Below are 14515 nucleotides of genomic sequence, written 5' to 3' on the forward strand. Positions count from 1 at the left end.
TGTTTTTTTATTTTGAAAAATAGGAGCTCAGTCGAATCAAAGGAAGTCCACTTAATGTGATCATACCAAGTATTAAAAAGATTGTCTGATAATGATCCATAGACAACCAATCGATCAAGTAAGCACCAACTACAGGACCTAGGGAGTTACCTAATTTTGTTAATTCTGCTAGTCCAAAATAAAGCCCTTTTTGCTTGCTTGGTGCAAGTGAATCAATCAAATAATCGAACCGTGAACCTAGTAATAATTCCCCTAAACTATAGGCTAATACAATACATAAAAGACCGAACAAATGAGTTGCTTGTGGGAGTAACCATAAACTGATGCAAAAAAGAGCATTGCTAAGGATTATAACTGAATAAGAAGACAGTGATTTAGTAAATTTCAAAACTGGCAGCTGTAAAAGTAAAATCATCGCAGCATTTAGCGACAGAAGAAAACTATACAACATGACACCAGAATCAAAAAGCTTACTATTAGCAAAAAATTGTGGAACAGTTGAATTGAACTGGGCGTATCCAAAATAAGAAAAGGCGATACCTACTAACAAAAGCAGATAAGGAAGCAAGCGAATTTTGTTGGCTTTCATTTTAGCTGCGACAGAAGGAGCACTGTTCTTTTTTTCGCTCGGCACAGACTTTAGAACTAAGCCATTCAGAATACCACAAAAAATGTATAAAATTCCTAGTAATAAGTAGGAATGAAGAGAATATTTAGTATTCAGCAACAAGCTAAGTAAAGGACCTAAAAATGCCCCGATATTGATCGCAGCATATCTGAAATTATAAACAAAGATGCGTTGATCGGGTGTTGAAAGTAGGGATAACATTTTTTTAGAAGTTGGCTCAAAAATAACATAACACAATCCGTTAAGGGCATTTAACAGTAAAAACACAAGAAAAGGTTTTGCGAAAAAGAAGCCGCTAAAAACTAAGCCCCACAAGATAGGAATATAAGTGAGAATCGTACGAGTGTTTAGTCGGTCAGATAAGATTCCACCTAAAGGACTTCCTAAAACATTGATCAAAGGAGCAATTCCAATGATGTAACCAATCTCAAGTGCAGAAAAGTGAAGACGATTTGAAAGATAGATCGCTAAAAATGGAGTGCTCATAAATAAGGCCGTCCTAGTAAATAAAATTCCTAAAAGCAATACTTTTACCTCGATAGTCAATTTCTTTATCATAATATCCTCCTATTAAGTTCTAGGGTATGGTACCATGATAAAAACAAATCACTTTTTTGTTGCGTATACTCACAAACGGAGGGATGAGCATGCCACATTTTGGTAAAACAATCAAAAGTATTCGAATTTCTAGAGCGATCAGCCAAGAAGAATTATGCAGAGGAGTTATGAGTCGTTCCAACCTATCTAGATTTGAGAATCAGCTATATATTCCAAGTTTCGATAAGGTTTTAAAATTATTAGACCGATTGACCGTTACATTAGACGAATTTATTTACATTGATAGAAATTTTCTACCAAGTCGTTATGATCATTACTACCAGAAGCTAGTGAAAGCGGAAAATTATCAGAATAAAAAAGAGCTTCAGGTAGTTTCTAAACAAATTGCAGAAAACAAAGAGGAAAGTACAGAGTTTTATGAACTGTTTTTACTGTCGCAATTGGCTTTGATCGACAATAATTTAACGGCAGTTTTAACACTAGAGGAAATCACTACCTACATGCGTCCGATATTATTTAATTTGGAAAACTGGTTATTTTTTGATTTTCGCCGTTTGAATAATTTTTTACGCTTATTTGATGTAGAGGAAGCGATATTTCTATATGATCGAGCGATAAAAGAATTTGCGAAGTATGAAGGATTCACTAAAGAGAACAATATAAAAATTCATCTCTCTTTAAATATGGGTCAATTATTGCTAGATGCTGAATTACCAGAAAAGGCTATTTTTTATTTAAGAAAAGCAAAACAATATTCTCAACAAAAAAATAAAGTTTACCAAGAATTGATCAGTGATATATTTATTGAAAAAATTTTGCATGGAAAAGGGGAGCGCTATCGAAATCGTTCCTATTCTGATCTTACGGATTTACTGCTTGAGTTAGGCTATGAATCATTCGTTCAGTCATTAGTTGCGTACACGAGCTAAATAATTGAATCTTATCTATTGACAATTACAATCAATCGCAGTAATATTTAAATGTAACTTAGAATGTTACTAAGAGTTGGAGTGATAGACATGGCCATGTCGACGAAATTAAGTGTGGCGATCCATATTCTCAGTTTGATCGAAATCGGACCACCCGATCGTGTCAATTCTGAATTGATCGCATCAAGTGTAAATACCAATCCAGTTGTTGTCAGACGATTGATGAGCAAGCTAAAAAAAGCTGGACTCATTCATACAAGCAGAGGCGCAACTCAAACCTATTTGTTGAAAAAACCAGAAGATATTTCTCTTTATGATGTTTATGAAGCGGTCGAGTTAGATCATGAAGTGTTCAACATTCATCAAAATCCTAATCCGAACTGCCTTGTTGGAGCAAATATCCAGTCTGTTTTAGAAGAACAGTATAGTAAAGTACAGCAAAGTATGGAAACAGAATTAAAAGAGATTGCCTTATCTGATGTGATTCATCAAATCAAGCAGCAAGAGACTTAGATGTGTCTCTTCTCTTTTTAAATTTAAATGTAACAAAAAAAGTTTCATTAGAAGAAAGGAAGATAAACATGAAAGTAGCAATTTTAGGAGCAAACGGTAAAGCAGGTTCAGCAATTTTGAAAGAAGCAAAAAAACGCGGGTTAGATGTGACAGCAATCGTTCGTGATGCAGCAAAAATCACTGATGGGACACCGGTTATCGAAAAAGATGTATACAAATTAACCACAGAAGATGTAAAAGATTTTGATGTTTTAGTCAGTGCTTTAGGGTTCTGGGGCGATGTCAGTGAATTTACTGGATCAACGCAACATTTGATTGATATTTTAACAAATCAAAAAACACGTTTACTAGTAGTCGGTGGCGCTGGAAGCCTATTTGTAAATCCGGAACACACGCTACATTTAAGTGAAACACCAGATTTCCCAGAAGCCTTTAAACCACTAGCAACTGCTATGGGTAAAGGATTAGACTTGATTAAAGGGGCCAAAAATCTGAACTGGACGTACATCAGCCCAGCTGCAGAATTTGATACTGAAGGCCCAGCAACAGGTAAATATGTTGCTGCTGGTGAAGAGTTAGAAACAGATAAAGATGGTAAGAGCTATATCTCTTATGCAGATTATGCGATTGCGATGGTAGATGAGATCGAGAAAAATGCGCATCCAAACCAACGTTTTAGCGTTCATCAATAAATAGAAAATGTGAATGGAGGTTGGGTCAGAAGTGTTTAATCCCGAGAAATAAGAAGGAATTCACGAAAATTGCTCTTCAAATTTTTGTGAATGTCAGCTTATTTCCGAAGGGATTGCTTCTGATTCCACCGTTTATTCGGATTTAGAGCCCGGAACAAAACTGATTTTTAGTTTTGTCCCGGACTCCATTTTTTTGCCTAATTATATAGCGTGACAAAAATGATAGATGATTGAAAGGATATTCTAAGGTGAAAAAGGGTCCTTTATTATATAATACGTTAGGTTAGTGAGGAGTGTATAATAATGGATAATTTAGCAACAAGTAAGTTTAAAGGGTTTACGACATTTGACTTAAAACTAATGGGGATCGTTTTGATGTTTATCGATCATATTCATCAAATGTTTGTTTCGATGGGCGCACCGAATTGGTTGGATTGGTTTGGTAGACCTGTTGCGACACTTTTTTTCTTTGTTAGTGTGGTTGGTTTTAGTCATACGAGAAGTAAAGAAAAATATATGATGCGCCTGTATTTAGGCATGGTACTTATGACGCTGGGAAGTTTCTTTTTACAAAAAATCGTTGGGTATGAAGAAGTACAGTTGATGAATAATATTTTTCGTGATCTTTTAGTAGGAACGCTGATGATGTACGGTATCGATAAAATCGCTGAAGGTCGTTCAACTAAAAAGTTTAGTAAGGTAATCATGGGAATCGTTATTATGGTACTTCCAATCGTGTCTTCTGGGGTTTTAATGATGCTCATGTCCGATCCAAGCACAATCATGGTAGCGGTTTGGGGAGCGAATTTTATTCCAGCATTATTATTCGCTGAAAATAGTGTAATGGTCTTGTTGATTCCATTGATGTATCTAGCTAAAAACCAACGTTGGCTGCAATGTTTGATGATTACTCTGGTTGCAGTGTTGTTCTTTTTCCAAGGATCAACACAATGGATGATGATTTTTGCTGTGATTCCTATTCTATTATTTAATGGTGAAAAAGGAAAAGGAATGAAGAACTTCTTTTATTTCTTCTATCCATTGCATATTTGGATTTTGTATTTGATCTCAGCATATATATTTATGCATTGATTTATTGGTAAAAAATAGGCCTTCCTCCGATTGGAAGTGCCTATTTTTTATCTATATAATTCTAATAGCATTTAGAGCAAGGTGTTAGCCCTCTGGCTTGTGCCTCTTCTAATGTTGCTGGAGTGTAGGTTCCATTTCCACATTTTCGATTATGGTATTTTTCGCCTGTCCGAGTAACTAGAACCATTTCTCCGGTTCCTTGTGTATCTGGTGCAGGAGTTTCAGGTGTTTGAGCGGCAGCTGCGGCTTGCGCTTGTTGTTCGGCAGCTGCTTTTTGGGCGTCTTGCTCGGCTTTCTTTTGTGCTTCAGCTACTTTTTTTGCTTCTTCTTTTTGTGCTGTAAGTGTTTGTTTTACGTTGTTTGCTCGGCTTGTTAAGTCAGCATTGCCATTTGGCAGTTCTTTGATTTTAGCAATTGCTTGGTTGTAATGATCATCCGTTGGTTCCTGTTCAGCTTTTTCTACGGCTTCACGAGCTGAGGCGATTTGTTTTTCTGTCTTCTCTTTTTCAGTGATTTTTTGTTGAACAGTTGTTAAACGTTTTAATAAAGAGTCTTTATTTAAGGTTGCTTTCGCTACTAAAGCAGTTGCTGAATCGACCTGTTCTTTTGTTTGTTTTGTTTCCGCCAGTTCAACAGCTTCGTAAATCGGTACATTTTCTTTTATGATTGCTAAACGCTTGGTGAAGTCGTCTCGCTCTTTAGTTAGAGAGGTAATACGAGTTACAGCTTCATCATAATTTTTTTGTGTGGGTTTACTTTCGGCCAAAACTAAGGCAGTTTCAGCTTTTTCTACTATTTCTTGGTCTTGTTTTTCTTCATTTAAAAAAGCGACGAACTCTTTTGATGGTTTGACTTCGATCGTTGCGGCTTTATCCGTATCACCGATGGAAGCGACAAAAGTTAGTTTTTGCGGTTGATCGTCTTTTAGAGTTGTTTTATATGAAAATTTTCCATCTTTTGTTTTGATTTTTTCCCCATCGATACTGATCTGGCTTTGCTTATTTGTTTTTCCTTCGATTATTGCGGTTCCTTGAATGTCTGTTTCTATAGATGACTCAGTCAGTTCTATTTTTGGTTTTGGAGAATCTAAAGTAAATGCTCCGATCAGCAATACTAAGCTGATGCCAGCTAGAATCGACGGTCTTCTCCGATCTTGTTTTTTTACAAGTGCTTTTGCGAATAAAATACAACCTGCAGCTAATCCTAAGAAACTTAATAAACCAATAAATGCAAACATATTTTCATTATTCCTCCTTTTTTTGTGTATAAACAAATTGTATCATATTATTATGTAAATGATAAATATATCACTGTTTTAAATTATAAAGCGGATGGAGCCGTTTGATAGCAACAAAAAAATTTCCTGTGATAAAATGAAATAAGAATCGTTTACGTATCTTATTAGAGAAGAGGAGAAAAATGAAAGCAGAGATCATTGCAGTTGGTACAGAGTTGTTATTAGGGCAAGTCGTTAATACGAATGCGACTTTTCTATCAGAAGAATTAGCAGATTTAGGAATTGAGGTGTATTATCATACCGTTGTAGGAGACAATCCGCAGCGCTTGGAACAGTTGTTAGTTGAGGCTGAGAATCGTAGCGACTTGATCGTTTTATGTGGTGGATTAGGACCGACAGATGATGATTTAACTAAGGATACTGTAGCGGAGCATATTGATCGTTCTTTAGTTCAAGATCAACAGGCGCTTACTCGTCTTCATGAATTTTTCAAGTTTTCAAAAAATAAAATGACCGAAAATAATTTAAGACAGACGTTGATGATTGATGGAGGGATCGCTGTTCAAAATCCTACAGGGTTGGCTGTGGGGACATTGATCACCGAAAATGAAACGACTTATCTGCTATTACCAGGACCTCCCAATGAGTTAAAACCGATGTTTCAGCAAAACGCCCGTCCGTTACTAGAAGAGCTTTTCCCACAAGCGGAGCAGTTGATTTCCAGAGTTTTGAGGTTTTATGGGATCGGCGAATCGCAATTAGTGACAGAACTAAAAGAGCTGATCGATACGCAAACCAATCCTACGATCGCGCCTTACGCTAAACCAAACGAAGTGACATTACGTTTAACAGCCAAGATAGCTGATGAGCGAACAGGTCAGCAGCTATTGGATCAGTTGGAAGCTGAGGTCATGGCTAAAGTCGGTGAGTATTTCTATGGATATGGTGACGAAAACAGTTTAGTAAAAGTTACAGTCGATGCCCTAAAGAAATATGGAAAAACGGTAACAGCGGCAGAAAGTTTAACAGCTGGACTTTTTCAAAGTACTTTAGGAGACATCTCTGGTGTTTCAGAAGTATTTAAGGGAGGCTTTGTCACTTATTCTGCTGAGATAAAAGCAGATTTTTAGGCATCGATCCTAAAATGCTTGAAAAAGAAGGGACGGTAAGTGAAGCTTGTGCAATCGCGATGGCAGAACAAGCAAGACAATTAGCAAATGCAGATTTTGCTGTGTCTTTTACAGGAGTAGCAGGTCCTGATGAGTTAGAGGGACAACCAGCAGGAACTGTTTGGATCGCTCTAGCAGAAAAGGGGCAACCAACTATTGCTGTGCTCCAACATTTTAATCGTGATCGAAAGTATATTCGTCAAAGCGCTGTGATGAAAGGCTTGGACCTGATTCGAAGAGCAGTTGATAAGGAAAATTAAAAAGGCGAATGTTTGTTCGTTTTTCTCTTGCTTTTTTTAAATAAACCAGTTATGATATATTTATTGAAAAGGAATTTAAATCGTTTATATATAAGGAGGATTATCGATTGGCAGATGATCGTAAAGTGGCCTTAGATGCCGCATTAAAAAAAATCGAAAAGAACTTTGGTAAAGGTTCAGTAATGAAATTAGGGGAAAAGATCGATCAACAAATTTCGACTATTCCTAGTGGCTCGCTAGCATTGGATGTGGCTTTAGGCGTTGGCGGTTATCCTCGTGGACGGATCGTTGAAGTGTATGGACCAGAAAGTTCTGGTAAAACGACTGTTGCCCTGCATGCAATCGCATCGGTGCAACAACAAGGCGGAACAGCTGCCTTTATCGATGCAGAGCACGCTTTAGATCCTCAATATGCACAAGCATTAGGTGTAAATATCGATGAACTACTTCTTTCACAACCAGATACTGGTGAACAAGGATTAGAAATTGCAGACGCGTTAGTTTCCAGTGGTGCGATCGATATCGTTGTTATTGACTCTGTAGCAGCCCTAGTACCCCGTGCAGAGATCGATGGTGAGATGGGGGCAAGTCACGTTGGTTTGCAAGCACGTTTGATGTCACAGGCCTTACGTAAGCTTTCAGGTTCAATCAATAAGACGAAGACGATTGCGATCTTCATCAACCAAATTCGTGAAAAAGTCGGCGTGATGTTTGGTAACCCTGAAACAACACCAGGTGGACGTGCCTTGAAATTTTATGCCACTGTTCGTTTAGAAGTAAGACGTGCAGAACAATTAAAACAAGGAACAGACATCATTGGTAACCGCACAAAAATCAAAGTTGTTAAAAATAAAGTTGCTCCGCCATTTAAAGTTGCTGAAGTAGATATTATGTACGGTCAAGGGATTTCTCAAGAAGGAGAATTACTTGATATGGCTGTCGAAAAAGATATTGTCGACAAGAGTGGTGCATGGTACAGCTATAAAGAAGAGCGAATCGGCCAAGGTCGTGAAAATGTCAAAGTGTATATGACTGAGCACCCAGAAATGGTAGAAGAAGTCTCTAAACGAGTTCGTGATGCCTTTGGTATTGGCGATGGCACAGCGATCGTGGAAGAAGAACAAGCACAAGAAGAGCTTCCGCTTGACGAAGAGTAATATAGCGTTAGAAAGTAAACCAATCAAAGCGATTTAACGCTTTTGATTGGTTTGTTTTTTTATAGAATTATTTTCTTTCGCCTCATATAGCTCTTTCATCTGGAAAGGGCTTTTTTTGAGTTGACACACTGGTGTACAAACATTAGAATAAAGTTGTGTGCAAAACACGTATGCAAGTAGGCATATTGATAATTGATTATAGTTTATCAGAAAACTACATGAATATTGAAAATTTGAAGATAGTACGGAGGTGGAAACAATGGTTTTAGGAATTCTCCTCGCTATCATCGGTTTAGTTGTCGGTCTTGGTTTAGGGTTAGTCGTTGCAAAATCACGTCATGAAAAGGCTATAGATGGTGCAAAGTCCTCAGCAGAAGGCATAATCGAAAGTGCCAACAAAGAAGCAGAGACTCTGAAAAAAGAAGCTTTATTAAAAGCTATGGAAGAAAACCAGAAGTATCGGTCAGAAATTGAAAGTGAGTTGAAAGAAAGCAAAGTAGAACTTAAATCTCAAGAAAATCGTTTATTACAAAGAGAACAAACATTAGATCGTAAAGATGACTCTCTTGAAAAACGTGAAAACTCACTGGAAGAAAAAGAAGAGAAACTTGGTGCTAGACAGCAATTAATTGATGAGCGAGAAAAAGATGTAGAAGAACTAGTTGAAAAGCAACATCAAGAAATAGAACGTATTGCTTCACTATCTAAAGATGAAGCAAAAGATATCATCATGAAATCAACAGAAGAAGAATTAAGTCATGAATTAACAGTAATGGTTAAAGAATCTGAACAACGTGCGAAAGAAGAGTCAGATCGGAAGGCCAAAAACTTGCTCTCTCTGGCGATTCAACGCTGTGCAGCTGATTCAGTATCCGAAACAACTGTTTCGGTTGTTAGTTTACCAAACGATGAGATGAAAGGAAGAATCATCGGCCGTGAAGGACGTAACATTCGTACATTAGAGACCTTAACAGGAATCGACTTGATTATTGATGATACGCCGGAAGCTGTGGTACTTTCAGGATTTGATCCAATTCGTAGAGAAATCGCTCGAATGACTCTTGAAAAATTGATTCAAGACGGTCGGATTCATCCAGCCCGTATTGAAGAAATGGTTGAAAAATCTCGTAAAGAAATGGATGAACGTATCCGTGAATATGGTGAGCAAGCTGCTTTTGAAGTCGGTGCGCACACGTTACATCCTGATTTGATCAAGATTTTAGGTCGTTTACGTTTCCGTACAAGTTATGGTCAAAACGTATTGAACCACTCGATCGAAGTTGCGAAATTAACAGGTGTCCTAGCCGCTGAAATCGGCGAAGATATTCAATTAGCAAAACGTGCCGGGTTATTACATGATATCGGAAAAGCACTAGATCATGAAATCGAAGGCTCTCACGTTGAGATTGGCGCTGAACTGGCTGCTAAATACAAAGAAAATTCAACTGTGATCAATGCGATTGCATCCCATCATGGTGATGTGGAAGCAACGTCAGTTATTTCTGTATTAGTTGCAGCAGCAGATGCGTTATCAGCTGCTAGACCAGGAGCTCGTAGCGAGTCAATGGAAAATTACATTCGCCGCTTAGAAAACTTAGAAAATATTTCTAATGGATTCGAAGGAGTGGAATCTAGTTTCGCTGTACAAGCTGGACGTGAAGTTCGTGTCATGGTTAAACCAGATGAAATTACAGATTTAGAAGCAGTTCGTTTAGTTAGAGATATTCGCAAGAAGATCGAAGATGACCTAGATTACCCAGGTCACATCAAAGTGACGGTTATCCGGGAAACTCGTGCAGTAGACTATGCGAAATAAATGAAATAAACAAAAAAGGAAGCAATATGCTGAAAAGCATTGCTTCCTTTTTTTTGTCTAAAATTAGAAAAAATTCAGAATATTTTTACTAAATCTAAACTAGTGTTTTAATTGCGATAAACCTATAACTTTGTTATATTCTTTATAGATTTTATTAAAATTGGGGGTTTTTACATGAAATTAAAGAAAAGTGCCTTACTCGGATTAGTTGCCGTATCAAGTATTGCTCTAGTAGCATGTGGCGGAAATTCTAAAAACGCTGACAGTGGATCTGGTAGCGATGAAAAAGTATTTAGATTCATTGAAAGACAAGAAATGCCAAGTGCCGATCCTTCGTTAGCAACCGATGAAGTAAGTTTCATTGCATTAAATAATGTTTATGAAGGAATTTACCGTTTGGATAAAGACAGCAAACCTCAGCCAGCAGGAGCTGCTGAAAAAGCAGAAGTTAGTGAAGATGGCTTAACGTATAAAATTAAATTAAGAGAAGATGCCAAGTGGACGGATGATAAACCTGTAACGGCAGCCGATTATGTTTATGGCTGGCAAAGAACAGTTGATCCTGCAACTGGTTCAGAATATGCTTATATGTTCAACTCTGTAAAAAATGCTGAGAAGATTTCTAAAGGCGAAATGAAAAAAGATGAGCTTGGAATTAAAGCTGTTGGTGATTATGAATTAGAAATCACATTAGAAAAAGCAACACCTTACTTTGATTACCTGTTAGCGTTCCCTTCATTCTTGCCGCAAAGACAAGATATAGCTGAAAAATATGGTAAAGATTACACAACAGCAAGCGATAAAGCGGTCTACAACGGACCATTCACGTTAACTGATTTTGACGGACCAGGAACTGATACGAGCTGGTCTTACTCAAAAAATGATAAATACTGGGACAAAGATACAGTAAAATTAGATAAAGTAGCCATCGATGTTGTTAAAGAAGCACCAACATCATTGAACTTGTTCCAAGACGGTCAAGCGGATGAAGTACCATTATCAGGCGAGCTAGCACAACAAATGAAAAATGAACCTGACTATATTACCTTAAAAGGTGCATCAACTTTCTATCTTGAACCAAATCAAATAGAAGAAAATTCACCTTACAGAAATGTAAACTTGCGTAAAGCATTATCTTATGCGATTGACCGCAAAGCATTAGTTGATCAAATCTTAGCGAATGGTTCTGCTGTTCCAATGGGATTAGTTCCAGAAGGTTTAGCTGCAGATCCAAAAACAGATGAAGATTTCGCTAAAGAATCTGGTAACGAAGTCGTTTACGATGTTGATAAAGCGAAAGAATCATGGAAAAAAGCGAAGGATGAGCTAGGAATTTCTACATTATCAGTAGATTTGTTGATTGACGATACTGATAATGCGAAGAAAATGGCTGAATACCTTCAAGGGTCATTGTCTGATACATTGGATGGACTAAAAGTATCTGTTAGTCCAGTACCATTTTCTGTTCGTTTAGACCGTTCAAATAAAGGAGACTTCCAAATCGCAGTAAGTGCTTGGGGAGCAGACTATGCAGATCCAAGTAGCTTCTTAGACTTATTTACGACAGGAAATTCTTATAATAGAGGTCACTATTCAAATGCTGAATATGACAAATTAGTGGAAAGTGCTGCTACAACGAACGCTAATAATACAGAAGCACGTTGGAAAGATATGTTGGATGCAGAAAAAGTTATTATGAATGACATGGGCGTCATCCCATTGTATCAAAAAGCTGAAGCGCATCTTCGTTCTGATAAAGTAAAAGACGTTGTGTATCATTCAACTGGTGCGAAATACGACTTTAAGTGGACATATATCGAAGATTAATTAAGCATAAATAAATCAAATTAATTTGCTGAAAAAAAGATGAGCACAACTGGTATAGTTGTTGTCTCATCTTTTTTTATTGACACTAGAAGTATAGGGGCAAAAAATAACAAGTGGAACAAACCCTTTTGGAGGTTTCTGTTCCACTTGTTATTTTTTGATTTAAAAAACATAAAATTTTCAAGAAAATCAAAAAAATAAATCGTTTTGTAATTTATATGAGTTAAAATAAGACGTAGGGTAAAAAATCGGTTTCAATAATATATGTATTTGTGATATCCTTAGGATTTCTTTATTGTTTGACAATATAGAATGGAGTGTAAATAGAAGGTAATTATTTCTATTACTATTAAGATTCTAATGTTAAAACGCACGTAAGTCAATGGGGTGATAAAAATTATTATTTTCATTTTTTGTTTTTAAATGTAAAAAATTAGATAATTATTAAAAAATAGTTTTGTGTTTTATAAGAGAAACATTGCTAGGATGGGATTTAGAGAGGATTCTGTGAATAAGCCGTCAAAAATACCGTCAAAAACTTGGAGGAAATCAGTATGTCAAAAAAAGGAGAAAATATTTATAAACGAAAAGACAGTCGTTGGGAAGGACGCTATATTAAGAATCGTACTCCCGACGGAAAAATCCAATACGGTTATATTTATGGTAAAAAATATGCTGAAGTTAAAGAACGATTGGTAGTATTAAAAGCAAAATATGCTGGTAAACAAACATGCAAACAAACCTATTATGGTGACTTTTCAGATTGGGTGCTACACTGGAAAGAGGTATATTTAAAAAAAATAGTTAAACCGACCACTTTTTCTATTTATTCAGGTATTATAAATAATTATTTACTACCATATTTTAATAAAAAAAGATTAACTAAAATAGATTCTATTAATATCCAAGAATTCATCGAGTATTTGGAGAGCTTGGCATTATCTGCTGGTTATATCAGGAATGTATTTCATATTTTAAAAACCTGTTTATGTGAGGCTGAGAAAAAAGGATTCATCAATCAAAATCCTTGTATCGGAACTACATTACCAAAAATAAAAGCAAAACCTGTCCAAGCATTAACAATCAAAGAGCAACGCAAATTGGAGTTAGCCGCATTTCAATCAAAAAGCTGCTCGCCTGTGATCTTGGCCTTATATTCTGGAATGAGAATCGGCGAAATCAGCGGATTAAAATGGAATGATATTGATTTTGATGAAGAAACGATCCACGTTCAGCGGACAGTTTACAGAATAAGTAAGCCAACCGTAGGAAATGAAAACAAGAAAACACAATTAATTGAAGGGTCACCGAAAACAGAAAGCTCAAGGAGGATAATTCCCCTCTCTCAAAATTTAAAAAAATATTTGTTAGATAAGAAAAAAGAGAAGAATTGTGATTATGTTGTGGCTGATAATGGAAAACTGATTGAACCAAGACTGATCAATTATCGATTTAAACGTATGCTTCACATAGCTGGCTTAGAAAATATACATTTCCATTCATTGCGTCATACATTTGCCACTCGTTGCTTGGAGAATGGTGCGGACATAACAAGTTTAAGTCGGTTACTTGGTCATACCTCAGTAAAAATGACGTTGGATACATACACAGATTCCATGTTAGAAAATAGAAGAGCAGCTATTTCTGCAGTTGATTACTTGTTATTATCGTCTTCTCAAAATTTTATCGAGAATAAAAATTTACAAAAAGTCGTAGGATAAGTCCTGCGACTTTTTTTGTTGTATTAGCCGTCACCAAAATCGTCAGTTGCTCGATAAACTAAGTGTTTTCAGACAGTTTTAAAGATGTTCTTTATTGTCAAACAATAAAGATAAAGAAATTGGATTATAGACACTACACAGTTTAACAATATATTGAAGACTCAATGGATAAAAATGGAGAATCGTAAATATATAGTAAGGAAGCAGTGATTTGGAATAGGAGGAAAGAAATGTATCACATAGGTTATCTGAAATTGTCAGAGTTTAACACAGAAAAATACATACATTCAATCGAAAAGGAATGTTCGGTAGAAGAAATCGATCCAAATATGACCGCACAACAATTAAAAGCGATGGATACCATCATTCTTTTTGGAAAAAATGATGACATAATTTGTCAAGCAAGTGAAAAAATTTTAAAAATAAGAGAACAATCCGATGTACTTATTTGGATCATTGCACAAAAACTGAATACTATAAGCAAAGTTGTTTTTCTTCAGCTAGGTGCGGATGGAAGCTTTGAGGATGAGGAGTCTGTAGATATTTTTCGATTAACTATAGTAAACGCCTTGAAAAGAATAAAGCAACCTGAAAAAACGATGAAATTAGAGGAAGGTCCTAATTCATTTTTCTTAGATAGGAGAAATCAAGTAATGCAAATCGAAGGAGGACCATCAGCGCCTCTAACAAATTTAGAATATAGGACATTACAAGTACTGATTGATAACCTAGGAAATACTGTAACTTATGAAGAAATCTATGAAGCCGTTTGGCATCAAAAGTACAATAACGAAAAATATAGGATTGCTAATATTATGTTTCATATTAGAGAAAAAATAGAAAAAGACACCTCAAATCCTATTTACATAAAAACGGTGAGGTCAAGGGGTTATTTACTTTGCAACGTTTAACTTCA

Annotated in this window: 11 protein-coding genes and 1 pseudogene; 10 read left to right on the forward strand and 2 right to left on the reverse strand. The window is 36.2% G+C overall.

Annotation, left to right across the window (positions count from 1 at the left end):
- Positions 1 to 7: 7 nt before the first annotated feature.
- Positions 8 to 1186, reverse strand: a complete 1179-nt coding sequence (locus V192_RS0110825; RefSeq protein WP_025871631.1) for an MFS transporter — start codon at positions 1184 to 1186, stop codon at positions 8 to 10.
- Between the two features lie 89 nt (positions 1187 to 1275).
- Here V192_RS0110825 and V192_RS0110830 point away from each other — a divergent pair, with 89 nt between their 5' ends.
- From V192_RS0110830 to V192_RS0110845, 4 genes are all read left to right on the forward strand, one after another.
- Positions 1276 to 2115: a helix-turn-helix domain-containing protein gene (locus V192_RS0110830; RefSeq protein WP_025871633.1), complete on the forward strand. Its 840-nt coding sequence runs from the start codon at positions 1276 to 1278 to the stop codon at positions 2113 to 2115.
- A 90-nt stretch (positions 2116 to 2205) separates the two neighbouring features.
- Complete coding sequence (locus tag V192_RS0110835; RefSeq protein WP_025871635.1) at positions 2206 to 2628, forward strand: Rrf2 family transcriptional regulator; 423 nt, start codon at positions 2206 to 2208, stop codon at positions 2626 to 2628.
- Between the two features lie 68 nt (positions 2629 to 2696).
- Positions 2697 to 3320 carry an NAD(P)-dependent oxidoreductase gene (locus V192_RS0110840; protein ID WP_029948226.1) on the forward strand — a complete coding sequence of 208 codons (624 nt, stop codon included), beginning with the start codon at positions 2697 to 2699 and terminating at the stop codon, positions 3318 to 3320.
- 303 nt (positions 3321 to 3623) lie between these two features.
- The gene (locus tag V192_RS0110845) at positions 3624 to 4412 is read left to right on the forward strand and encodes a TraX family protein (RefSeq protein WP_025871639.1); all 789 of its coding nucleotides are present in this window, start codon (positions 3624 to 3626) and stop codon (positions 4410 to 4412) included.
- Between the two features lie 61 nt (positions 4413 to 4473).
- Here the strand turns inward: V192_RS0110845 and V192_RS0110850 are convergent, their stop codons facing one another.
- Positions 4474 to 5649, reverse strand: a complete 1176-nt coding sequence (locus V192_RS0110850) for a hypothetical protein (protein WP_025871641.1) — start codon at positions 5647 to 5649, stop codon at positions 4474 to 4476.
- A gap of 182 nt (positions 5650 to 5831) precedes the next feature.
- Between V192_RS0110850 and V192_RS19950 the strand changes: the two are divergent.
- From V192_RS19950 to V192_RS0110880, 6 genes and pseudogenes are all read left to right on the forward strand, one after another.
- Positions 5832 to 7078: pseudogene (locus V192_RS19950) on the forward strand (competence/damage-inducible protein A).
- Between the two features lie 107 nt (positions 7079 to 7185).
- Positions 7186 to 8235 (forward strand): recombinase RecA, encoded by a 1050-nt coding sequence (gene recA / locus V192_RS0110860; RefSeq protein WP_010762249.1) that lies wholly within the window; start codon positions 7186 to 7188, stop codon positions 8233 to 8235.
- A 259-nt stretch (positions 8236 to 8494) separates the two neighbouring features.
- A complete protein-coding gene (gene rny / locus V192_RS0110865) occupies positions 8495 to 10051 on the forward strand; it encodes a ribonuclease Y (protein ID WP_025871645.1) in 1557 nt (518 codons plus the stop codon).
- Positions 10052 to 10225: 174 nt separating this feature from the next.
- Positions 10226 to 11878 (forward strand): peptide ABC transporter substrate-binding protein, encoded by a 1653-nt coding sequence (locus tag V192_RS0110870; protein WP_025871647.1) that lies wholly within the window; start codon positions 10226 to 10228, stop codon positions 11876 to 11878.
- Positions 11879 to 12432: 554 nt separating this feature from the next.
- Positions 12433 to 13599 carry a tyrosine-type recombinase/integrase gene (locus tag V192_RS0110875; RefSeq protein WP_025871649.1) on the forward strand — a complete coding sequence of 389 codons (1167 nt, stop codon included), beginning with the start codon at positions 12433 to 12435 and terminating at the stop codon, positions 13597 to 13599.
- A 230-nt stretch (positions 13600 to 13829) separates the two neighbouring features.
- Positions 13830 to 14510 (forward strand): winged helix-turn-helix domain-containing protein, encoded by a 681-nt coding sequence (locus V192_RS0110880; protein WP_025871651.1) that lies wholly within the window; start codon positions 13830 to 13832, stop codon positions 14508 to 14510.
- The last annotated feature ends 5 nt before the right edge of the window (positions 14511 to 14515 follow it).

The sequence above is a fragment of the Enterococcus crotali genome (genome assembly GCF_000633635.1).
Taxonomy (GTDB): Bacteria; Bacillota; Bacilli; order Lactobacillales; family Enterococcaceae; genus Enterococcus_L; species Enterococcus_L crotali.

Excerpts from the sequence above, each read along its gene's own strand:
- V192_RS0110830 (WP_025871633.1), top strand. The coding sequence starts at position 1,276 with ATGCCACATTTTGGTAAAACAATCAAAAGTATTCGAATTTCTAGAGCG.
- rny (WP_025871645.1), top strand. The coding sequence starts at position 8,495 with ATGGTTTTAGGAATTCTCCTCGCTATCATCGGTTTAGTTGTCGGTCTT.
- V192_RS0110845 (WP_025871639.1), top strand. The coding sequence starts at position 3,624 with ATGGATAATTTAGCAACAAGTAAGTTTAAAGGGTTTACGACATTTGAC.
- V192_RS0110825 (WP_025871631.1), bottom strand. The coding sequence starts at position 1,186 with ATGATAAAGAAATTGACTATCGAGGTAAAAGTATTGCTTTTAGGAATT.
- V192_RS0110835 (WP_025871635.1), top strand. The coding sequence starts at position 2,206 with ATGGCCATGTCGACGAAATTAAGTGTGGCGATCCATATTCTCAGTTTG.
- V192_RS0110875 (WP_025871649.1), top strand. The coding sequence starts at position 12,433 with ATGTCAAAAAAAGGAGAAAATATTTATAAACGAAAAGACAGTCGTTGG.
- V192_RS0110870 (WP_025871647.1), top strand. The coding sequence starts at position 10,226 with ATGAAATTAAAGAAAAGTGCCTTACTCGGATTAGTTGCCGTATCAAGT.
- V192_RS0110880 (WP_025871651.1), top strand. The coding sequence starts at position 13,830 with ATGTATCACATAGGTTATCTGAAATTGTCAGAGTTTAACACAGAAAAA.
- V192_RS0110840 (WP_029948226.1), top strand. The coding sequence starts at position 2,697 with ATGAAAGTAGCAATTTTAGGAGCAAACGGTAAAGCAGGTTCAGCAATT.
- V192_RS0110850 (WP_025871641.1), bottom strand. The coding sequence starts at position 5,649 with ATGTTTGCATTTATTGGTTTATTAAGTTTCTTAGGATTAGCTGCAGGT.